Annotated in this window: 21 protein-coding genes; 8 read left to right on the top strand and 13 right to left on the bottom strand. The window is 60.6% G+C overall.

The window, feature by feature from the left end:
- Positions 1 to 3 precede the first annotated feature (3 nt).
- Both IE188_RS16190 and IE188_RS16185 read right to left on the bottom strand, forming a co-directional pair.
- A complete protein-coding gene (locus IE188_RS16190; RefSeq protein WP_191287569.1) occupies positions 4 to 735 on the bottom strand; it encodes a GNAT family N-acetyltransferase in 732 nt (243 codons plus the stop codon).
- Positions 732 to 1,460, bottom strand: a complete 729-nt coding sequence (locus IE188_RS16185; protein WP_191287568.1) for a competence/damage-inducible protein A — start codon at positions 1,458 to 1,460, stop codon at positions 732 to 734. The genes IE188_RS16190 and IE188_RS16185 overlap by 4 nt, the downstream gene beginning before the upstream one ends.
- A 38-nt stretch (positions 1,461 to 1,498) precedes the next feature.
- On the opposite strand from IE188_RS16185, the gene sfsA reads away from it, so the two are divergent.
- Together sfsA and map are read left to right on the top strand one after the other, a co-directional pair.
- Positions 1,499 to 2,197, top strand: a complete 699-nt coding sequence (gene sfsA, locus IE188_RS16180) for a DNA/RNA nuclease SfsA (protein WP_191287567.1) — start codon at positions 1,499 to 1,501, stop codon at positions 2,195 to 2,197.
- A gap of 36 nt (positions 2,198 to 2,233) precedes the next feature.
- On the top strand, positions 2,234 to 3,082 hold the full coding sequence (gene map / locus IE188_RS16175) for a type I methionyl aminopeptidase (RefSeq protein ID WP_191287566.1): 849 nt from the start codon (positions 2,234 to 2,236) through the stop codon (positions 3,080 to 3,082).
- On the opposite strand, the gene rsmD is transcribed toward map, so the two are convergent.
- Together rsmD and IE188_RS16165 are read right to left on the bottom strand one after the other, a co-directional pair.
- Positions 3,064 to 3,639 carry a 16S rRNA (guanine(966)-N(2))-methyltransferase RsmD gene (gene rsmD, locus IE188_RS16170; RefSeq protein ID WP_191287565.1) on the bottom strand — a complete coding sequence of 192 codons (576 nt, stop codon included), beginning with the start codon at positions 3,637 to 3,639 and terminating at the stop codon, positions 3,064 to 3,066. The two genes, map and rsmD, sit on opposite strands and share 19 nt — an antisense overlap.
- Positions 3,636 to 4,844 carry an NAD(P)/FAD-dependent oxidoreductase gene (locus IE188_RS16165; RefSeq protein WP_191287564.1) on the bottom strand — a complete coding sequence of 403 codons (1,209 nt, stop codon included), beginning with the start codon at positions 4,842 to 4,844 and terminating at the stop codon, positions 3,636 to 3,638. The genes rsmD and IE188_RS16165 overlap by 4 nt, the downstream gene beginning before the upstream one ends.
- A gap of 82 nt (positions 4,845 to 4,926) precedes the next feature.
- Between IE188_RS16165 and IE188_RS16160 the strand changes: the two genes are divergently transcribed.
- On the top strand, positions 4,927 to 5,421 hold the full coding sequence (locus IE188_RS16160; RefSeq protein WP_191287563.1) for a peroxiredoxin: 495 nt from the start codon (positions 4,927 to 4,929) through the stop codon (positions 5,419 to 5,421).
- Here IE188_RS16160 and IE188_RS16155 read toward each other — a convergent pair.
- From IE188_RS16155 to IE188_RS16135, 5 genes are all read right to left on the bottom strand, one after another.
- Positions 5,418 to 6,605, bottom strand: coding sequence for a GNAT family N-acetyltransferase (locus tag IE188_RS16155; protein WP_191287562.1), 1,188 nt, complete (start codon positions 6,603 to 6,605; stop codon positions 5,418 to 5,420). The two genes, IE188_RS16160 and IE188_RS16155, sit on opposite strands and share 4 nt — an antisense overlap.
- Positions 6,606 to 6,636: 31 nt before the next feature.
- Entirely contained in the window at positions 6,637 to 7,404 is a 768-nt protein-coding gene (locus tag IE188_RS16150; protein WP_191287561.1) for a glycerophosphodiester phosphodiesterase family protein, read from the bottom strand.
- Positions 7,401 to 7,862: a RidA family protein gene (locus IE188_RS16145; RefSeq protein ID WP_191287560.1), complete on the bottom strand. Its 462-nt coding sequence runs from the start codon at positions 7,860 to 7,862 to the stop codon at positions 7,401 to 7,403. The genes IE188_RS16150 and IE188_RS16145 overlap by 4 nt, the downstream gene beginning before the upstream one ends.
- A 113-nt stretch (positions 7,863 to 7,975) precedes the next feature.
- Positions 7,976 to 9,271: an HlyD family type I secretion periplasmic adaptor subunit gene (locus tag IE188_RS16140; protein WP_191287559.1), complete on the bottom strand. Its 1,296-nt coding sequence runs from the start codon at positions 9,269 to 9,271 to the stop codon at positions 7,976 to 7,978.
- On the bottom strand, positions 9,264 to 11,018 hold the full coding sequence (locus tag IE188_RS16135; protein ID WP_191287558.1) for a type I secretion system permease/ATPase: 1,755 nt from the start codon (positions 11,016 to 11,018) through the stop codon (positions 9,264 to 9,266). Before IE188_RS16135 ends, IE188_RS16140 begins: the two co-directional genes overlap by 8 nt.
- 208 nt (positions 11,019 to 11,226) lie before the next feature.
- Here IE188_RS16135 and IE188_RS16130 point away from each other — a divergent pair, with 208 nt between their 5' ends.
- The 3 genes from IE188_RS16130 (at position 11,227) to IE188_RS16120 (ending at position 13,158) form a co-directional block, all read left to right on the top strand.
- Positions 11,227 to 11,970 carry an MlaA family lipoprotein gene (locus IE188_RS16130; protein WP_191287557.1) on the top strand — a complete coding sequence of 248 codons (744 nt, stop codon included), beginning with the start codon at positions 11,227 to 11,229 and terminating at the stop codon, positions 11,968 to 11,970.
- Positions 11,954 to 12,568, top strand: coding sequence for an MlaC/ttg2D family ABC transporter substrate-binding protein (locus IE188_RS16125; protein WP_191287556.1), 615 nt, complete (start codon positions 11,954 to 11,956; stop codon positions 12,566 to 12,568). The genes IE188_RS16130 and IE188_RS16125 overlap by 17 nt, the downstream gene beginning before the upstream one ends.
- Before the next feature lie 146 nt (positions 12,569 to 12,714).
- The gene (locus IE188_RS16120) at positions 12,715 to 13,158 is read left to right on the top strand and encodes a MarR family winged helix-turn-helix transcriptional regulator (protein ID WP_191287555.1); all 444 of its coding nucleotides are present in this window, start codon (positions 12,715 to 12,717) and stop codon (positions 13,156 to 13,158) included.
- 25 nt (positions 13,159 to 13,183) lie between these two features.
- Here the strand turns inward: IE188_RS16120 and IE188_RS16115 are convergent, their stop codons facing one another.
- Complete coding sequence (locus tag IE188_RS16115) at positions 13,184 to 15,397, bottom strand: transglycosylase domain-containing protein (protein WP_191287554.1); 2,214 nt, start codon at positions 15,395 to 15,397, stop codon at positions 13,184 to 13,186.
- Positions 15,398 to 15,634: 237 nt separating this feature from the next.
- Here IE188_RS16115 and IE188_RS16110 point away from each other — a divergent pair, with 237 nt between their 5' ends.
- Positions 15,635 to 15,973 (top strand): P-II family nitrogen regulator, encoded by a 339-nt coding sequence (locus IE188_RS16110; RefSeq protein ID WP_191287553.1) that lies wholly within the window; start codon positions 15,635 to 15,637, stop codon positions 15,971 to 15,973.
- A gap of 19 nt (positions 15,974 to 15,992) precedes the next feature.
- Complete coding sequence (locus IE188_RS16105) at positions 15,993 to 17,312, top strand: ammonium transporter (protein WP_191287552.1); 1,320 nt, start codon at positions 15,993 to 15,995, stop codon at positions 17,310 to 17,312.
- Between the two features lie 312 nt (positions 17,313 to 17,624).
- On the opposite strand, the gene IE188_RS16100 is transcribed toward IE188_RS16105, so the two are convergent.
- The 3 genes from IE188_RS16100 to IE188_RS16090 form a co-directional block, all read right to left on the bottom strand.
- On the bottom strand, positions 17,625 to 18,563 hold the full coding sequence (locus IE188_RS16100) for a COG3904 family protein (RefSeq protein WP_191287551.1): 939 nt from the start codon (positions 18,561 to 18,563) through the stop codon (positions 17,625 to 17,627).
- Between the two features lie 343 nt (positions 18,564 to 18,906).
- Complete coding sequence (locus IE188_RS16095) at positions 18,907 to 19,608, bottom strand: response regulator transcription factor (protein ID WP_191287550.1); 702 nt, start codon at positions 19,606 to 19,608, stop codon at positions 18,907 to 18,909.
- A complete protein-coding gene (locus tag IE188_RS16090; RefSeq protein WP_191287549.1) occupies positions 19,605 to 21,527 on the bottom strand; it encodes a hybrid sensor histidine kinase/response regulator in 1,923 nt (640 codons plus the stop codon). Before IE188_RS16090 ends, IE188_RS16095 begins: the two co-directional genes overlap by 4 nt.
- Between the last annotated feature and the right edge of the window lie 184 nt (positions 21,528 to 21,711).

Raw genomic sequence — 21,711 nt, 5'->3', positions numbered from 1 at the left:
CTCTTACTGCGGCTTGGTGCGGTAATGGTAATGCCCGATCAGATGCATCCCGATATTGGCATAAAGCGGATTGGCGGCGTGGTTGCCTTGCGTCACGATCAACGCAACATATTTGGCCCCCTTCGATTTGGCCCAAACCGCCGCCTGTTTCAGCAGATTCAACCCGGTGCCCATGCGGCGCATGTTCTTGTCGACATGCAAGGCATGCACCATCGCGATGTCGCCATGCAGGCCGACAAAACCGACCCCCGCCGGTGCATCGTCGGTGCGCGCCAACAGGCCTGTCTTGGGGCAATCTGCCCGGTCCATTACCGCGCGCCGTTCTTCTCCGACACCGCCGGCTTCCCACAATTCGTTCATGATCTTGAGGCGCGGCCAGATCGAGAAGGCCGAGACCGGAGGCGGTGCGGTGCGGGTCAGTTCCTCGACCTCGATCACCCAGAAATTGACCGGATCAACAATGTGATACCCGTGTTTTTCCAGCATATCGTCCAGATGCTCGTCGCCATGGCGGATCTGAAACAGCGGGTCCATTCCAAGCTCGCGCATCGCCTTTTCCGCCACCGGTAAATCGGCTTCGGTGGTGGGCCAGCTTTCCGTCGCCGCCGAGACACGCTTGCCCCCGCCGGCACCATCACGAATGACCCAGGCACCGACGCGCTCGGTTTTGGCCGGAGGCCATGTGACCTCGCAGGCCTCGATTATCTGATCAACACTGGGAAGCGTATGTTTCATGTGCCCTCCGAAAACAACTGGGACAGGGATTTGGCTGCCGCATCAATCCGGGCTGGATCTGTGCCGCGAATCACGATGTTGGCGCCGAAAATTCCGTTTTGAATGAATGGATAGGATCCGAAACTCAGGTCTGCATTCTGACTTGCCAATTGCCCCAGCGGACCGGCGATTTCGCCCTCGCCGCGCTCGATCCGGATGGAGCGTGAATGCAGAGGAGCGCCGCCGGTCAGGCGGGGCAACACGCTGTCGACCATGGCTTTGAAGACGGACGGAACGCCAGCCATCACATGCACGTTTTCCAACGTGAAGCCCGGTGCAACGGAAATCGGATTTTCGATCAGCGTGGCCCGGTCCGGGATGCGCGCCATGCGCTGGCGCGCGGCGTTGAAGTCCTGCCCCTGCCGGGCGTAATGGGCGGCCAGCAGGTCGCGCGCGTCGTCACGAATGTCGATATGGTCGTCAAAGGCGCGCGCGATGCAATCTGCGGTGATGTCGTCATGGGTGGGGCCGATCCCGCCTGATGTGAACACGTGGTCATAGGTGCCGGAAAGGGATCTTACCGCAGCCTCGATTGCAGGGGCGTCGTCGGACACGACGCGCACCTCTTTCAGGTCAATGCCGTGTTCGGTCAGTTTGCCCGCAAGATGATGCATGTTCGCATCTTTTGTCCGGCCTGACAGAATCTCGTCACCGATGACCAGCATGGCGGCGGTTGGGTTTGGCATTGCTTGCTCCTTTCCTACTTCCGGTATAGGCCCGGTCCATGCAATTTCCCAGCCCTCTTGTGCCCGCCAGACTCATTCGACGCTACAAACGGTTCCTGGCCGATTGCCTGTTGGAGGACGGGCGCGAGGTGGTGGCCCATTGCGCCAATCCCGGCTCGATGATGGGGCTGGCGGAACCGGGCATGAAGATCTGGCTGGAGCCGAATGACGACCCCCGCAAAAAGCTGAACTTCGGCTGGCGGCTTGTCGATCACGAGAACGGGCATTTTACGGGCGTCGACACCTCGGTGCCGAACCGGGCGCTGGGGGCGGCGCTTGAGGCGCGTCAGATCCCGGACCTGCAAGGCTACCACACCGTCCTGCGCGAAGTGAAATATGGGAAAGGCAGCCGCATCGACTTCTTGCTGGAGGGCGCACAGCAAACCTATCTCGAGGTGAAATCCGTCACCCTGAGCCGTCAGCCCGGATTGGCCGAGTTTCCGGACAGCGTGACCGCCCGCGGCACCAAGCATCTGCGAGAGTTGGCGGACATGGTGGCGCAGGGTCATCGTGCGGTGATGCTTTACCTTGTGCAGCGCACCGATTGTGACCGGTTCGACCTGGCGCGCGATATCGACCCGGCTTATGGCGCGGCCTTCGATGCGGCCCGCGCCGCCGGGGTGGACACCATCGTGCTTGGCACCCGGATCAGCCCCGAGGGCATTGAAATCGCGGCGCCTCTGGCGTCTTTGGCCTGAACACCCTATTTAGGGGCGAAGCAAAAGGATCAAACCATGGACGACACCATGCGCGTGACAAAAGAAGGCATCCGCCTGTATGACCCCTCCGATTTTGCCGGGATGCATGCGGCGGGCCGTCTGGCCGCCGACATTCTGGACCGGATCGCGCCGATGGTGAAGCCGGGCGTCACCACCGCCGAAATCGATGCCGCAATCGAAGCGATGGTGGACGAAGCTGGCGCGGTGTCCGCGACGATCGGTTACAAGGGATACAAACACGCGTCCTGCATTTCGCTGAATCATGTTGTGTGTCATGGCATTCCGGGGTCCAAGACCCCCAAGGGCAAGAACGAGAAATCGTCGCGCAAACATGACGAGCTGATCGACGGCGACATTCTGAATGTCGATGTCACGGTGATTGTGGACGGCTGGTATGGCGACACAAGCCGCATGTACAAGGCCGGGACAATCAAGCCCTTTGCCGACCGCTTGATCCAGGTGACGCATGATGCGCTGATGAAAGGGATCGAGGCCGTGCGCCCCGGCAACACCTTCGGTGACATCGGTCACGCGATCCAGTCCCATGTCGAAAGCCACCGCATGTCCGTGGTGCGCGATTTCTGCGGGCACGGGTTGGGGCAGGTGTTCCATGCCCCGCCCAATGTGCTGCATTACGGCCGCCCCGGTTCCGGCCCGGTGCTGGAAGAAGGCATGTTTTTCACCATCGAACCAATGGTCAATCTGGGCCGCCCGGAAACCAAGATCCTGTCAGATGACTGGACCGCGATCACCCGCGACAAGTCCCTGTCGGCGCAGTTTGAACATTCGGTCGGGGTGACGGCGGACGGGTGCGAGATATTTACGCTTTCACCCGCAGGCAAGTTTCACCCGACTTGGGATTGATCCGGCTGAAACGCGCAAACTGAGATCGTGGTATCGCCATACCGCCGCGTGTCCAACACGGCGATGCTGTCGGGCGGGGTGATTGCCGTATCCTCCTCCCACACGATCAAGGCGTCTGGCGCGAGCCAGCCGCCGGTGATGGCGGTGGTCAGGGCTTTTTCGCCCAGGCCCTTGCCGTAAGGGGGATCAAGAAAGATGAGGTCATGGGGCTGCCCGGCTCCGAGCCGCGTGGCGTCGCGCTTGATGATTGTTGCCTGATCGGCGCAACGGCACTTGGCGATGTTTTCGCGGATCAGCGACAGGGCCTTGCGCCCATCATCGACGAATGTCACGTGCGCTGCCCCGCGTGACAGCGACTCCAACCCCAGCGCCCCGGTGCCCGCAAACAGGTCAAGCACACGCGCGTCGGAGATCGGATCGCCAAACCGGCCTCCGGTCAGCATCGAAAACAGGCTTTCCCGCACCCGGTCGGTGGTGGGACGCAGATGCGCACCCGCGTCGCCCTTGCCGACATTTGCCAGACCCAACCCGCGAAACCGGCCTGCGATGATCCTCATTTCAACAACGGCTTCAGATCCGCCGACGGGTCGGCAATGATCGCCTTGTCGGCGGTTTTGCCTGCCTCGACCAGACGCTTGCCGATCATATAGGCGCGGGGGTCGTTCATCGCATCCACCGCCAGCAGCGTGTCGCCCTGATAGTACCAGAAGCTCATGCTGCCTTCATGCTCGCCCGTCCGTGCCACAACGTTGTCATAGCCTGCGTTCAGGCCTGCGATTTGCAGTTTTACGTCATACTGATCTGACCAGAACCATGGTTTTGCGATGTACTCGACCTTTTCACCCATCATGTTGCGCGCGACGATTTCGGCTTGGTCAATCGCGTTCGGCACGCTTTCCAGGCGGATCCGCACCCCGCGGTACGGGAAGGACGTACAATCGCCCGCCGCCCAGATCGCCGGGTCCGAGGTGCGGCCATGGGCGTCTGTCTTGATGCCGTTGTCGATTTCAAGCCCGGCGGTTTCGGCCAGGGCGGTGTCGGGGGCGATCCCCACGCCGACCACGGCAAAATCCACCTCAAGCGTGGTGCCGTCCGACAAGACGGCGCCGGTGATGCGGGTGTCGCCGATCAGGCGTTCCAGCCCGATGCCTTCACGAATGTCGACCCCATGGGCGCGGTGCAGCGCGCGGAAGTAATCCGAGGTCTCAGGCGCGGCGACCCGTTGCAGGATGCGGTTGGCCATTTCCACCAAAGTAACTTGCAAACCCTTCTTGGCGGCCACGGCGGCGGCCTCGAGCCCGATATAGCCGCCCCCGATGATCAGAACGCGGCGGCCTGTGGCAAACTCGGCGGCCATGCCGTCCACATCGGCAAGGCTGCGCACCACGTGAACGCCATCCAGCGCGCCCCCGATTGCGGCCGGCAAACGGCGCGGCACCGATCCGGTGGTCAGGGCCAGTTGGTCATAGGACAGACGCTCGTCCCCGATCACCACCTCGCGCGTTTTGGCATCAATCGCATCCACATGGGTGTTCAGCCGCAAGGTGATGTCGTTGTCGGCATAGAATTGCGCGGGACGCAGATACAGGCGCTCTTCTTCCATCTCGCCCAGCAGATAAGCCTTGGACAGTGGCGGGCGCTGGTAAGGCGGCTGCGGTTCCGCCCCGATCAGCGTGATGTCGCCGTCAAACCCGGTGTTTCGCAGCTTTGCAACCAAGGACGCACCGGCCTGACCGGCGCCAATGACAACAATGTGAGACATGCGGGCTTTCCATTCCTACTGACCTGACGCGGATTGCAGACTATGACTAGAGGGGTCGGAAACACAATCAGGGATGTAGAAAATGACTCTTTCAGTAGGTGACAAACTGCCCGATGCGACCTTGTTGCGGTTGGGCGCTGACGGGCCGGAACCGGTCGAGCTTTCGTCTTTCACGAAGGGAAAGAAGGTCGTGATCTTCGCGCTGCCGGGGGCATATACCGGCACCTGCACAACAGCGCATGTCCCCAGTTTCATGCGGACGAAACCCGATTTCGACAAGAAAGGGGTCGACGCGGTGATCTGCATATCCGTCAATGACCCGTTCGTGATGGATGCCTGGGGCGACAGCACGGGCGCCACAAAGGCCGGGATCACCATGCTGGGCGATGCCGAGGGTGCGTTTACGCGCGCCGTTGGTATGACGTTTGATGCCCCGCCTGCCGGGTTGATCAACCGCTCGCGTCGTTATGCGCTCTATGCTGAAGACGGCGTGGTCAAGGTCTTGAACGCCGAAGAAAACCCCGGCGTGTGCGAAACCTCGGGCGGCGAGGCATTGCTGGCAGATATGTCAGACTAGTCGCCTTCGCCCCTGGTCGATTTCCGAAAGGGGCCGTAGGAGGTCAGGATCTCGATATCCTCTTCCACGGCCTCTTTCTCGGCGGTCAGGAACTGTTCAACGGCGTCCCGAAATGCCGGTTCGGCGATCCAGTGCAGCGACTGGGTTGCCACTGGCAAATACCCGCGCGCCAGTTTGTGTTCGCCCTGCGCCCCGGCCTCGACGCGGCGCAGCCCATGCGCAATCGCGTATTCGATGGCCTGATAGTAGCACAGCTCGAAATGCAGGCAGGGGTGATGCTCCACCGCACCCCAGTAACGCCCAAACAGCGTGTCGCGCCCGATGACGTTCAGCGCGCCGGCCACTGCGCGGTTGTCCACCTCAGCCAACACCAGAAGCAGATCATCGCGCATCGTCTGGTGGATTTCGTCAAAGAATGCGCGGGTCAGATAGGGGCGGCCCCATTTTCGTGCGCCTGTGTCCTGATAGAATTGCCAGAACGTATCCCAATGATGGGACTTGATGTCATCCCCGGTCAGTGCCGCGATCCTGCCGCCAAACTCCTGCGCCTGGCGCCGTTCCTTCCTGATCTGCTTGCGCTTGCGCGAACTCAGCCTGCCCAGAAACGCATCGAAGGTCGTATAACTGTTGTTTTCCCAATGAAATTGTTGCCCGATCCGGTGCAGAAGGCCCATCTGCGCGCCTGCCTGCGCTTCGTCGTCCGTGCAGAAAGTGACATGCGCCGAACTGATGCTATTATCCGCCGCGATCTGCACAAGCCCCTGCACCAATCCCGCCCGCCCGATGGTTTCGTATCCGGGGCGGGTCAACAGACGTCGGCCCGTCACCGGTGTGAAGGGCACCGCGACTTGCAGTTTTGGATAATACCGCCCGCCCGCCCGTGCGTAGGCATCCGCCCAACTGTGGTCGAACACATATTCGCCCTGGCTGTGGGACTTGGCATAGACAGGGGCGACAGCGATGATTTGTCCATCGGCATGGACGCTGAGGTAATGTGGTTGCCAGCCGGTGCCGTCGCCGACGCTGCGCGAGATTTCCAGTGCCGACAGAAAACGATGGGTCGTGAACGGATCGACAGGACGGTCGCCAACAGTCACCTCGGGACAGGCGCAAGCATCCCAGTCCTGTGCCGCGATGCTGGCAAGGCTTTGGTGTGTTCGGATTTCGATCTGAGTATCTGTCACGGCAACATTGGGCCAAACCGCACCCTCGCGGTCAAGCCGCATAACCTTCAAAGGTGATGTTGTCGGCGATCTTGCGTGCCTCGACCTCGGCACCTTTCGATTTGACCGTCCAGCACAGAACAGGCACGCCCCTGGCCTTCAGCCTGGCAACGGCGGGGTTGTTCAGGTCGTGAATGTCGTGGCTGATGAAGCTGGCGTTCACGCGGTCGAAATCGGGGATGTCACGCAGGTATTGGCGGGTGGCTGCGGGAAGCAGCGGGTTGTCTTTTTGCAGGAAGGCTTCGGTGGTCAGGCCAAGGGCGCAGCCGGGTTCAAGGGCACCCAGTGTGGCGACCGAATGCGGGTTGAACGACATCACCGCCACGTCGCCCTTATATCCGGACAGCGCCTTGGCAACCGCCTGTTCCAGCGGTCCGGTGCGCGGCCCCATGGCGCCATCCTGGTCTTTCATCTCGATCAGCAGCGGCACCTGTCCCGCCACCAGATCAAGCACCTCGTCCAGGGTCGGGATGCCCTCATCGCCATGCAGCAGAGGGATGTCGCGCAGTTCATCGCAATTGCGTTGCTGGATCGGCCCCTTTTGGCCCGTCAACCGGTTGAGGTCATAGTCGTGAAAAACCATGGCCTGCGCATCTTTCGACAATTGCAGGTCAATCTCGATTCCATAGCCAGCAGCCATGGCCGCCCGGATCGCCGCGCGTGAGTTTTCGGGGCGACCTGCCGTTATGTCATGCAGCGCGCGATGGGCGATCGGGCGGGTCAGAAACCCTGTTGGCAGGGGGACAGGCGGGCGGGTCATTTGACCTGGAAAACGCCTTCGATTTCAACCGCAACGCCAAAGGGCAGGCTGGCGGCGGACACGGCGGATCGCGCATGCCGCCCGGCATCGCCCAGCGCTTCGACCATGAAGTCCGACGCCCCGTTGATCACCTTGGGCTGATCGCCAAAATCAGCAGTCGAGTTGACGAATCCGACCAGCTTGACCACCCGCTGAAGGCGGTCCAGATCCCCCTGGCAAGCCGCCTTGACCTGCGCCAGCAGGCTGATGGCGCAACTGCGCGCGGCTTCGGCCCCCTCTTCGGCGGTCATCGTCTGACCGAGCTTCCCGGTCAGAAATGCCCCGTCCTTCATTGAGATCTGCCCCGACACATGCACCAAATCGCCAATCTTGACATAGGGCACATAGTTCGCGGCGGGTGCCGGTGCATCGGGCAGGGTGACGCCCAGTTCGGCAAGTCGGGTTTCAAATTTGCTCATCTTACATCCTTTCAACTGATCCGGCGCGGGCAAGTGCGGGGACGCTAACTTGCTATCTGTACGGTGAAAAGGGTGAAAGCGCGCTGAGCGCCCCGCGCATGTGACGGTGCGCCTTACTTTTCGCGCATCGCGGTGCGAAAAAAGCCGGACAGCGGGTGCAACAGATACGATATCGGGCTGCGATACCCTGTCTTGATGAACGCCGTGACTGGCATGCCGGGAACCAGAACGACTTCCGGTGGCAGGTGCGCGTGCTCTTTGGGGTCGATGGTGATTTCGACCTCAAAATAGCTGTGACCGGTTTGATCGCCTGTCACGGCATCGGCCGAAATCTTGTCGATATGGGCGTTCACATCTGCCCCATGCCGTTGTGCGACCGAAGGAAACGTCAATGTGACAGGCTGACCGATGAAAAGCTGATCAATATCACGAGGCTGGATACGCGCTGCGACACGAAGAGGTCCGTCCTGTGGGACTATGTCCAAGACAGGTTGACCGGGTTTCAGCACGGATTGCGGCGTGTGGATTGTCAGTTGGTGCACCCGGCCCGAAACCGGCGCGCGCAGGGTCAACTGTCGGATGTCATAGTCAATTCCTTGCAGGGTTTCAGTCAGCTCGGCCGATTTCGACTGTAAGTCACGCAGCTCTGCGATCACCTGTTCACGCTGTTCGGCCACAAGTGACGATTGCTGCAACTGCGTCTCGGTCAGCCGCAACTCTGCCTCGGCCATCGAGGCAGAGAGTTCGGCCAGGCGGCCCGTCAGAACGGCTTCCTCGCGTTCCAGGGCGGCGATCCGCGGATATTGGGCCAGCCCTTGCATCAACAGGTCGCGTTGCCGGTTCAGATCCTCGCGCAGCAGATCCAATTGCCGCGCAAGGGCCGTGGCTTGTGCGGTCAACCCACTCTTCTGCTGGCCGATTTGCGATGCCCGCTTGTCCAGTTGCGCGGCTCGGGTGGCTGTCAGCTCGCGGCGCGACTGAAACAGGCGGATTTGCCCCCGCATGACATCGGCAAGGTTCGGGTTTGCCCGCACGGTTTTGTGTAATCGAGCGGGAAAGCTGATGTCGTCAGCCCCATCGCGTTCTGCTTTCAGACGGGCAATGCGGGCCAGCACTTCGGCCAGTTGGGTTTCCAGAACTGCCCGCCGTGACAGATGCCGCGTTGCGTCCAGCGTCAGAAGCCTGTCACCTGCTTTTACCCTGTCACCCTCTTCAACCCCGATCCATTCGACGACGCCCCCGTCCGAATGACGCACCACATGCAGCGCATGCGCGGGCCGAAGCATGCCTTGGGCCACTACAGCCCCCGCGATTTGCGCGGTGACGGCCCAAAGGCCAAGGCCGGCAAGCAGGACGGCCAGCACCAGGAAGCCGAAAATCGTGAAGCTGCGGGCGGACAGATCAGGCATGGCCATCCCCACCCTGTTCTATACTGTACAGGGCGTGGTGCTGCGGCGCGCTGCGCACCGTTTTGCGCAGGATCTCCTCGCGCGGCCCGAAGTCGGTGATCCGGCCTCGCTCCAGCACCATCAGCTGGTCGCAATGCTGTATGACCGAGGGACGGTGCGCCATGATCACCACTGCGCCGCCACGGTTCTTGACGGCCTGGATTGCGAGGCTCAGGGCATGTGAACCATCGTGGTCGAGGTTCGAGTTCGGTTCGTCCAGCACCACCAGGGGCGGGTCGCCAAACAACGCGCGCGCCAGACTGATGCGCTGCAACTGGCCGCCCGAGATCGGCGTCATTCCCGGTGTGACCATGGTGTCATAGCCGTCGGGCAGGGACAGGATGACTTCATGTGCGCCTGCGGCACGGGCGGCGGCCACGATATCGGCATCGTCAGTATCCGGGCGAAATCCCGCAATGTTCTCGGCAACGGTTCCATCAAAGAACACCACCCGTTGCGGCAAGTAACCGATCGCATGGCCAAGTTGTGCCGGGTCGTATTGGTGAAGTGCCGCGCCATCCAGCCGCACCGATCCGGCGGTGGGGCGCAGCGCGCCCGTCAGCACCCGCGCCAACGTCGATTTGCCCGCACCTGAGGGGCCGATCACCCCCAGTGCCGTGCCGGGATGAAGTGAGAACGAGATATTCTGCAAGACCGCGAAACTCTGCCCCGCCGGAATCACGGTGACATGCGCAAGCTGCACATTGGCAGCGGGACGGGGCAGGGTCGTTTTTGCAGCCGTTGGCTGTGTGATTGACAGATCGGCGGCCAAGGTGCGCCATGCGGCCTGCGCGCGCTGGGCAATGGGCCACTGTCCGACGATCACGTCAACGGGGCCAAGCGCGCGGGACAACAGGATCGACCCGGCAATCATTGCCCCCGGTGACATTTCGCCCTGCAGTGCCAGATAGGCCCCAAGCCCCAACATGGCCGACTGCAGAAACTGCCGGAATGTCTTGGTCATCACGGCGAACAGGCTTTGTTGATCGGAAACGCACAGCGCGGCGCCAAGTGCGACCTGTCGCAGTTTTTGCCAGCGCCACCCCGTGCCCGCCGTAAACCCGAGCGCGCGGATCATTTGCCCTTCGGTCTGCAAGCGACCCGCCAACAGATCGGCTTTGCGGGAATGGGCCAGTGACGCTGCCACCGGACCTCGGGTCAGCCATTGATTCAGCAGTGCGGCGCCAATCAGAACTGCTCCGCCGGATAGGGCCAGCGCCCCCAGCCACGGATGAAACAGCGTGATGGCCAGCAGGAATACCGGAGTCCAGGGCAGGTCGAACATGGCACTCATGACCGGGCTGGCCAGTAGTCGCCGGATCGAGTCAATGTTCTGGATCGTGCCTTTGGGTGCGGACTGTTGTTGCTGCGGTTGCGGTGGGTCCACGGCCAGATCGAGTTGAAAAGCGCGTTCGTCCAGTTCAGCTTGAAACCGGGCGCCTGCGCGTGCCAGAAGCCGCCCACGGGCATAATCCAGGCACCCCATCATGAGAAACAGAAACGCCATCAGCAGTGACAGGGTGACGAGCGTTGCCACTGACCCGCTGCTGAGGACGCGATCATAAATCTGAAGCATATAGATCGGAGCGGTGAGCAGCAGCAGGTTCACGAACACCGAGAATATGGCCGCATTGACCAGCAGCCCGCGCATCCGGTGACGGACACGGCGCAGATGTTCCCGGCCAAAGCTGTTTTCGTGCTGTCCCATGTGATCCGAACCGACCTGACCTGACCTGACGAAACCCGACAGGACAGGGCACGGGCTTGGCGCACTGGCATCAGCGGGATTCGGCTTGTAAACTGTCGCCAAATAGACACATAAAAAGCTGCAAATCCCTTAACGGCTTTGCAATGAAACACCGCACATTATGTGTGGCCCCGACATGTATGATTGCTGCCAAGACAAAGATATCAATGTGACCAAACCGTTTTCGAAGATTTCTCCGGCACTGGCTGGGCTTGTGTTAGTTGCTTTGGGCGCCTGTGCGCAGGCACCGGCCCCGACGGGCTATGACGATCCGCACGAGGTTCAGAACCGTCGCACGCACGGGGCGAATATCGACCTGGACCGCGCGTTGGTCTCGCCCGCATCCACCGCGTATGGCGAGGTTTTGCCGCGCGAGGTGCGCGACACGATCTCGGTGTTCTCGGACAATGCCGGGCTGCCGGGCGTCGTGGCGAACAACATCCTGCAGGGCAATGTTGAAGACGCGGTGCACAATACGGTGCGGTTCCTGTTCAACTCGACCTTCGGATTGCTGGGCCTGTTTGATGTGGCAACGGATATCGGGCTGGAAGAGCGCGACAGCGATTTTGGCGAAACGCTGCATGTCTGGGGCGCCCCCGAAGGCGATTACGTGGTGCTGCCCTTCTTTGGCCCGTCGACCGAGCGGGACGGGTTCGGCATTCTGGTCGACTTTGTTCTGAACCCACTAAGCTTGGCTTTGCCGACCGAGGTAAAACACCTTCCCAAAGCCACATGGGTTCTGTCAAAATTCGGTGATCGCTACACATTCGGCGATACGATTGAAGAGTTCTATAATAGTGAAGACGGGTACGAGCTGATGCGGCTCTATTATCTTGATTCGCGGCGATACGAGCTTGGCATCGAAGTCGAGGACAACGAACTTGAGGATATTTATGATGCGTATGACGGGTAACGATACCTCACTGACACGCCGCGCAGTCTTGGGCGGTCTCGCCGGGCTGGGCCTTGTGGCCTTGCTGCCGGGTCGGGCGTGGGCGGCCATTTCTGCGTCGAAGGCGGAAAGCCTGATCGGGCAGGTGGTCAGCGACATCAACGGGATCATCAATTCCGGTGCCTCTGAGGCCGTGATGATCAAGCGTTTTGAAGGCGTGTTCGCCAAATATGCTGCGGTTAGCTATATCGCGCAAAGTGCCCTTGGGGTTGATGGCCGGTCGGCCAGCGCCGCGCAGAAGCGCGAATTCACCAAGGCCTTTCAGGGCTATATCGCGCAACGCTACGGAAGCCGCTTTCGCGAGTTTCAGGGGGGGCGCATTGATGTGGTCGGCACGTCGGAAGGCAAGAACGTCTATGAGGTTCTGACCCAGACGACCCTGAAGGGCAAATCGCCCTTTGATGTCATTTTCATCGTGGCCAAGCGCGACGGCAAGTTCATCGACATGGTTGTTGAAGGCATTTCCATCGTGAAATCCGAACGCAAGGAAATCGGCGCCATGCTGGACCGCCGCGGCGGCGACCTGAACAAGTTGATCGCCGATCTGAAAGCCGGCTGACCTGTCTGAACCCTGCCACCCGCCATGATATCAAACGCCCTTGCGCCCGCGCAGGGGCGTTTTTTGATGGTCAGGCCGCTGCCCTTCGGGTTGCGAAAGGTTGCATTCGCAAGTATCCAGAAAGGGTCGACAAAGGAAAGCAGGCTATGACAAGCGCGAATTGGCCCGAAGGTACACACAAGGAAAGTTTTGGCTTCCTGTCACAGGTGTTGGCGCGTCGGATGGACGAGGCGATGAAGCAGCGTCTGGCCGATCTGGATCTGGATTTTCGGTTCTTCATGACCCTGATGCAGCTGCTGGCGCAAGACGGCCAAAGCCAGCGAGAGCTGGGCGCCAAGTTGACCTTGCCAGAATATCAGGTCAGCCGAAATCTGGATGCGATGGCCCGGGATGGCCTGATCGAACGCCGCGCGGACCCGTCCAGCCGTCGCACCACTCGGGTGTTTCTGACCGACAAGGGGCGCGCCGTGGCGCAAAAGCTGCCGCCGCTGATTCACGGGTTGAATGACAGCTTTCTGAACGTGCTGTCAGGTGACGAGCGCGCGGCGCTGATCAACATTCTGCAGCGGGTATTGTCCCTGACGGATTGACCCGCCGCCGTGGCGTGATGCCGTGTCAGTTCTTGCCGAATATCGACCGGAGCACACCGATCAACGCGTCCTCGACAGCTTGGCCGACATTCTGCCCCCCTTGCGGGCGATTGCCTTGACCCTGACCCTGAATGACCCGTCCGTCCGAGGTGATGAGCCGCCCATCAAACTGCGGTGCACTGCCCGGCCGGATCATCGGAAGTGGCGTGGGGACCAGCTCTGACTGGATGCGCACCATGGCTTCGCGCCACATCTCGGCAGGCAGACCGCCACCGGTGACGCCTTTCAGGGGTGTATTGTCGTCATACCCCATCCAGACACCCATGACATATTCTGCGGTGAAGCCGATGAACCAGGCGTCGCGGGATGAGTTGGTGGTGCCGGTTTTGCCCGCAATTTCCAGGCCGTCGATCTTGGCGCGGCTGCCCGTACCGGCTTCGACCACGCGGCTCATCATATAGACCAGTTGCTGCGCGGCCTGTTGCGAGATCACACGCTCGCCGATCCCGCCTGTTTGCGTCATCAGAGGATCGCTTTCGCCGACGAGGCTCAGTTCCGTCAGGCCATAGGGGATCACTGCCGAACCGCCGTTCAGGATGCCCGCAAAGGCACCGGTGGTTTCCAGCAAGGTGCTTTCTGATGCGCCCAGTGCCAGCGCAGGACCAGCGGCCAGATCGCTTTCGATCCCAAACATCGAGGCAACGCTGCGCACGGCCTCAAGCCCGACATCCTCGGCCACCTTGACGGCGGGGATGTTCAGCGACCGGGCCAGCGCTTCGGTCAGGCTGACATTGCCGTAATGTTTGCGGGTATAGTTTTTGGGGCACCATTCACCCGATCCGGGGACATTCACACAATAGGGTTCATCCAGAATGAAATCGTCCCAGCGATATCCCATGTCCAGCGCCGCCGCATAGACGAATGGCTTGAACGCCGACCCGGTCTGGCGTTTTGCCTGCGTGGCCCGGTTGAAGGCACCCGTCACCTTGGTTTCGCGCCCGCCGACCATGCCGCGCACGGCGCCGTCCGAGCTCATCACCACGATCGCAGCCTCGGCTTCGGATCCGGCCGAGACCTTGGTAGCGAAGATTTCTGACATCGCCTCTTCTGCCGCGGTTTGAATGCGCGGGTCCAGCGTGGTCTTGATGATCACGTCCTCGGTGGTTTTGCGCGTCAGGAACGCGGGCAGGTCGCCCATGATCCAGTCGGCGAAATATCCACCGGCCTGCGCCTTGGCGGCGGTGGACAATGTCGCGGGATTGGCCTGGAACTGCGCGGTTTCCGCATCGCTCAGATAGCCCTGTTCGTTCATCAGGCGCAAAACCGTTGCCGCCCGGTCCTGAGACCGTTTCAGGTTGGCGGTGGGGGCATAGACCGACGGCTTGGGCAACATGCCCGCCAGCATCGCCGCCTGTGCCGGGTTCAGCTCGGACGCCGGGATCGAGAAATATCGCTGCGCTGCGGCGTCAAACCCGTGCGACCCGGCGCCAAGATAGGCACGGTTCAGATAGATGGTCAGAATTTCATCTTTCGAGAACTTGGTTTCCAGCGCCAGCGCATAGACCGCTTCCTTGATCTTGCGCCGCAGCGAGCCTTGGCGGCAATCAGCCTCGTAAGCCGCTTCGTTCTTCCACTCGTTCGGGTCGAACGGCACACCAAGGCACAACAGCTTTGCCACCTGTTGGGTCAGGGTCGACCCGCCGTGGCCGGACAAAGGTCCGCGCCCTTCGCTCAGGTTGATGCGGATGGCGCTGGCAATGCCGCGCGGGCTTAGCCCCAGATGTCCATAGAACCGCTTGTCCTCACTGGCAATGATGGCATGGGTCAGATGAGGGCTGGCGGTTTCGGTGGTGATCGTGCGCCCGCGCTGATCCCCGCGCCAGGCATAGACCGCACCGTAACGGTCCAGGATCGTGACAGACCCCTTGGCCCGCCCGTCCAGCAGCGCGTTCAGATCCGGGATTGTCGATGCGAAATAGAACACCGCACCCGCCACAAGCAGCGTGACCACCACCGCGCTTTTCCAGGTCAGCCGCCAGATCAGGCGAAACACCCAGCCGATCAGGAAGATCGGCCAGCCCAGGATGCCCTTGGGTCGATTGGGGCTCGTGCGGCGCGTCGTGCGTTTGGTGGCGGGTTTGCGGGATTTGCGCCGCGCAGGCTTTTTCGCCGCGGGCTTTGTTTTGGAATACCGCTTGTCTGCCACCAGTTTGGGGCGCTTTGGTCCGGTTGGGCTCATGATACTGGTTCCGCGTCTGCTCGGTCGATCCAAAGTAACGAATCGGTTTCGAAGAGTGTAGCCGGTTCATCCGGCCCCTGCGACTTTTCGCATTGTCCAAAAATTAAGCACATCATTGTGCATGCGCAGCAAATTTTGCGCAACAGCCGTTTTGCGGGTCGGCGGAGCCGTGCCAACGCTGTCCTTCGGCCCTTTCAGACCCATTGAATGGAGATGTGGGAACGAAAGGAAACGAACGTGAAACTGATCATAGCAGCGATCAAGCCGTTCAAACTGGAAGAGGTGCGCGAGGCGCTGACCTCGGCCGGGGTGTCGGGCATGATGGTGACGGAAATCAAAGGGTTCGGCGCGCAGTCGGGCCATACCGAGATCTATCGCGGCGCAGAATACGCCGTGAATTTTCTGCCGAAAGTGAAACTCGAAATCGTTGTGGATGATGATCTGGCGTCAGATGTCGTCGAGACCATCGCGACATCCGCCCATACCGGCAAGATCGGCGACGGCAAGATTTTCACCCTTGATGTGAGCGACGCGATGCGCGTGCGCACCGGCGAGACCGGCTTGGATGCGATTTGAACGCGCGAAAGGAAAGACAATGATACGTAAACTAATAATCTCATCGGCCCTACTGACGGTCCTGCCGGGATTGGCCATCGCGCAAGACGCCGCCAACGGTGAGGCTGCGGCGCACACGCAATTCATCCTGACCTCGGTTCTGTTTCTTCTGGGTGGCGTCCTGGTGTTCTGGATGGCGGCAGGTTTCGCCATGCTTGAGGCCGGTCTGGTCCGGTCCAAGAACGTCACCATGCAGCTGACCAAGAACATCGCGCTCTTTTCCATCGCGGCGATCATGTACTGGCTGTCGGGCTACGGCATCATGTATCCGGGCGACTGGATGATCGAAGGCTGGTTGGGTCCGTTCTTTGCCGTGACTTCGCTGGATCCGGTTGGCGTCGCGGCCGAGGCCGTGGACGTCGGATATGCCTCGGGTGCATCCGACTTCTTCTTTCAGCTGATGTTCTGCGCCACCACGGCGTCGATCGTGTCGGGCACGCTGGCGGAACGCGTCAAGCTGTGGCCCTTTCTGGCCTTCGTCGTCGTGTTGACCGGCTTCATCTATCCCATTGAGGCAAGCTGGCAGTGGGGCGGCGGCTGGTTGTCGGAAGCTGGCTTCTCGGATTTCGCAGGCTCGACCCTGGTGCATGCCGCCGGTGGGTTCGCCGCGCTGGCAGGTGCCCTGATCCTCGGCCCGCGTATCGGTAAATACAAGGATGGCCGCACCGTGCCGATGCCGGGGTCCAACCTGACGCTGGCCACATTGGGCACGTTTATCCTGTGGCTTGGGTGGTTCGGCTTCAATGGCGGCTCGCAGCTGGCCATGGGCACGATCAGCGACGTGTCGGACGTGGCGCGTATCTTCGCAAACACCAACATGGCGGCGGCGTCGGGTGCCATTGTCGCCATGGTCATGACGCAGGTGATGTTCAGGAAGGTCGACCTGACGATGACCCTGAATGGCGCACTGGCGGGTCTGGTGTCGATCACCGCCGAGCCGCTGGCGCCCACGTTGTTCCAGTCCCTGATCATCGGCGGCGTGGGTGGTGCAATCGTGATCTTCGTAGTCCCGCTCTTGGATCGCTTGCAGATTGACGACGTGGTTGGTGCCATCCCGGTTCACCTGGTGGCAGGTTTCTGGGGGACGTTCATCGTGGCCTGGACCAACACGGACGCCAGCTTTGGCACCCAGATCATGGGGTTCGGAGCCATCGGCATCTTCGTCTTCGTGGTCAGCTACATCTTCTTCGGGGTCATCAAGGCCACCATGGGCCTGCGGGTCAGCGAAGAGGAAGAAGTCAACGGGCTGGACATGGCCGAGCTGGGCATGGAAGCCTACCCGGAATTCACCAACGGGTAAGAAGTGAACGGGGGGCAAACCCCCGACACACTGACCGCGCAAATGCCAAGGCCAACAGGGTGGGAAAGGGGCTGGAAGGTCCCCTTTTCTTTTTTGTGGTTCCTTCGAGGTTTCGATGACCGCTCTGAGCCCAAAATGTCGGATGCTGCGCAGAATACGAATGGCGGCAATGCGCTCCGAGAGCCAACATTCTTCTCCGGCAGAATGGCCCGACCTCAACACATGCTGATTGGTTAATCACTGTTACAACCTATTCAGATTGATCAGCCAGAAGATCAATTAGACGATCAATTGTGAGCCCATCCGGTAACATCAGCGCTGCCTCAGAAGATTCATGAACTGCTCCGTCGCTCTGAGCGACCCTGCTAGGCTGTAGTCGACGATAGTTTTACCTGCGAAATCCTCGATACGGAATTCATGGGCGTAGGCGAAAGCGGAGTAGAAAGCCGTGAGGCCTGACGCACCATCTGAGGGCAGGTCGAAGGAGTATCCATTTTGCTCCACATCAGCCCTGATGCGGGCCCATACTGGTTCCTCTCCGCGGCGTTCAAATACGAGAGTCAAGTCGGTTTGGCCTACCTGGAATTCCCGGTCCTCCCAGATAATCTCGCCAAACGAGATGTTGGAATGGGGATAGTAGACGATGCGAAAGGCCGGATTGAGCGACCTGCTCTCCATCGCAAAGAACGGCTTGAGGGTACGTGTATTGAGGAATGTACCCGTGAGCCAATCCTTGTTCAGTGTGCTTGTTAGAACCTGCAAATGTGGCAGGTCGTTAGACGAGATATCTCCCGACCGTCGGTTGATGCCCAGTTTTTCGAGCTCGTCCGCAGAGAAGACGTAGATCTCGTCCGGTGGTGTCCGCAGCATCCGTGAAATAAGAGCATCTGGAGTGCCGAACTCCCGCAGAGCATCGAAGACATCCGAGATAACGGATTGCGTCAATGAGTCATCGTTTGCGCCGGAGACCTGATGAACGCCTAGGAGGCCGTCGGCCAGTCGAAGGTTGCCAGCAAGAAAGGCAATCGAGCATGCAGAATGACATTCACTCTCCGCCGTGATCCATGTGTTCAATCTAAGACTGTGAATGATCCGAGCAATCTCTAAGCCGCTGTAGACTTGGCCGCCGGGTGAGTGAAGTTCAACCGTGGTGGCGTTTGGAGCACTTGAGACGGCTGCACGGAAATCGCTAACCACCTTCGCATCGAACTTACCTGTGATCCGGATTGTTATGTCGTCTATCTGGGCCACATCAGAAATTGCCTTGAGTGGCGAAAAGAGGCACCAGAACAAGGCTCCAAGGGTTATTATTCGATTCAAAATGGCAGCCCTAATCCGAGGTTGGCAGTTATCTTTCTCAACTGCAATGTACGCGCCTATAGAAGAGCTGTAAATTGAGGCCAAGTTTCGCGACCCGAAAGGCAGCTGGGCTTGTCTCGTCCAACAGTCTTACTACTTGAGCCAGAAAACGGCCGACGGCTAAATAGGAGCTTCCTGTCGCTGCTTGCTTTCTGTGGAAACACGAAACGCACAAAGGCGGACGCTCGGTCTGATAAAGCTAACGGCAGCAAAGTCCCGCAAACGCGACAACTGCTCACCCCCACTTCACATCCCCCAAAAATATATACCCCGCCCCATAGATCGTCTTGATCAGGCGCGGGTTTTTGGGGTCTTCTTTCAGCTTCGTGCGCAGGCGCGAGATGCGGACGTCCATGGCGCGGTCGAAGCTTTCGCCGGCGACGCCGCCAAGCGTTTCCTGCATCTGCGCGCGGGAAATCAGGCGTTTGGGAGCATCGAGGAACAGGCGCAGCACCTCGCCTTCGGCATGAGAAAAGGCCGTTTCCTCGCCGCTGTCATCTTCCAGAATATAGCGGTCGAAATGGGCGGTCCAGCCGTTGAAGCGCGCGGTTTGGGATGACTTCACCCCCGATTTCGGGCTGCGCAGGCGGGCGCGGACGCGGGCGACGACCTCGGACGGTTCAAACGGTTTGACGATATAGTCATCCGCCCCCAGTTCCAGCCCGGTGACCCGGTCCTGCACCTGCGTGCGGCCCGAGATGATGATCACCGACGCGCCGCTTTCCAAGGCCAGACGGTGCACCAGTGTCAGACCATCGCGATCCGGCAAGCCAAGGTCGACAAGACAGACATCGGGGCGCATGGCGTTCAGGGCGGCTTCGAACTCGGTCGCGCGGGCAAAGCTGGCGGTGCGAAAGCCTGCATCCTCAAGCGCGTCAGACAGCATCCGGCGGATTTCGGGTTCGTCGTCAAGGATGGCGACCAGGGGCTGGGTCATGCGCGGACCTCGTCAGACAGGAATGTGGCAAGCTCGCCCTGGGTGAAGGGCTTGGGCAGAACCGGAAACCCGGCTTCGGCACGGCGTGGATCGTCTGGGGGAAGCGATGTCATGACCAGCATAGGGACATCTATGCCCGCCGCGCGCAACCCTTTCAGGAACTCCGGCCCGGTTTGCGCCCCTTCCAGCATCACATCGCTGAGGATCAGGCCAAGCCCGTCCAGATCGACCAGGCCCAGAGCCTCTTCGGCAGATGTGGCTTCGATCACCTGATGGCCCATGGCGGTCAGCATTTCGCGGACCGAGGTGCGAATATCCTCGTTGTCTTCGATCAGCAGGACAAGGCGCGGTGAAATGGGTTGCAGCGGTTTGCGCAAAGGCAGGCGCATCGACACGACAGCCCCGCCCGTGTCGGGCGCATTGAACAGCTTCAACTGCCCGCCCGCGACCTTCGTCTGGTCATAGACCATGGACAGGCCCAGCCCGGACCCTTCGCCACCCTTGGTGGTGAAGAACGGGTCCAGCGCGTGTTCCAGAGCTTCGGGGGCAAAGCCGGGACCGGTATCGGTGACGCGAAATTCGACCCAGGTTTCCCGGATGGGGCGCGCAGTCAGCTGGATGCTGCCCGGCCCTGACCCAATGGCGTGGGTCGCGTTGAGGATCAGGTTCAGGATCCCGTCCTGCACGGCGCCAGCATCCATGATGATCGGGTCGTCAAGGTCCGTCACCTCGATCCGAAGTGTGATCCCGTCGGGCAGGGTCGACCGCGCCAGCGTCTCCAACCCGCGCAGCATGTCGGGCACCAAGGTCGGTTCGACATGAAGCTCGCGCCGACCCGAGATCGAGGCGATCCGATCCAGAAGCGTGCCCCCCCGCCGCACCGCGGCAGTCGTGGCGGCAACCATCTTCTGGGCCTCGTCACCCAGCGGCATCTGCGCCAGACGGCTTTGCAGCCCAAGGATGATGGTCAGCAGGTTTGAAAAATCATGGGCCACGCCGGACGTCAGTTGTGCCGCCAGTTCACGCTTGCGGGTCTGCGCCAGGGCGGCGCGGGCCTGTGCTTCCTGCGTGATGTCCATGGACAGGATATAGACGCCGGTGATTTCGTCCTCATCGTGATCGGGTGTCAGGGCCACCCGGATGCGTCGGCCCGAAGCGTCGTCGACCAGTTCGAACACGCTGGGTTCACCGGTGAAGGCACGGGCGAAATAGGGCGAGATGCGGCTGTAGAATTCGTCACCCAATGCTTCACTGGCATGAAGGCCGACCAGATCAGTCGGTCGCCCCGGCATGACATCCCCCAGCCTGCGGTTCGAGAATGTGTAGCGCCGATCTTGGTCGATGCGCGCGATATGGGCGGGCATCATCTCGGCCGTCAGGCGGGTGCGGCTTTCCATCTCGGTCAACTCGCGCTTGGTTTCTTCCAGTGCCGAGTTGGCCGAGGCCAGCGCGCGGTTGGTCTGCGTCAGTTCTTCGGTATAGGCCAGCACCTGGTCGGAGAGTTCTTCGGATCGCGCGCGCAACAGGGCCTCTTGCCGCTTGATGGGCGTGATGTCGGTATAGACCGTCACCCAGCCGCCCTGCGACAGCGGATGCCCTTCGACCGAGATGACCCGACCATTGGCGCGCGTGCGTTCCATGTAGTGGGGTTCGAAAGCCATGGCTTGCTGAACGCGTGAGGTGACGAACGCGTCGATATCCCCAACCGCACCATAATCCCCGCGTTCGGCCAGAAACCGGATCGTTTCAGAGAATTTTGCACCGCGCGCCACCAGATGGTCGGGCAGGTCGAACATCTGCTGAAACTGGCGGTTTCCCACAACCAGCCGTAACTTGCGATCATAGATCGAAAGGGCCTGCTGAATAAGGTTCAGGCCGGCCTGTGTCAGGGCCGAGATTTCGGTCGAATTGGTTGGCAACAGCGCCTCCTGTTGCTGTTTTCGCTAGCACCTGAGACGCCGCGTGAAAAGGCATTTCACCGCGCATTTGGGCGGGAAACGGGTCATGTAACAATTCGTTAGGATTGCGAAAAAGTGCGGAAACCTTTGACGACGAGGTTTTTTAAGTCAGGGTTGCATGGCGGGATTCGCTTTGCGCTTGGGA

Origin of the sequence: Aliiroseovarius zhejiangensis, assembly GCF_014656375.1 — a bacterium.
GTDB classification, from domain to species: domain Bacteria; phylum Pseudomonadota; class Alphaproteobacteria; order Rhodobacterales; family Rhodobacteraceae; genus Aliiroseovarius; species Aliiroseovarius zhejiangensis.
Note: the sequence above shows the minus strand (reverse complement) of the source record. Positions and strands in the feature narration are given on the sequence as shown.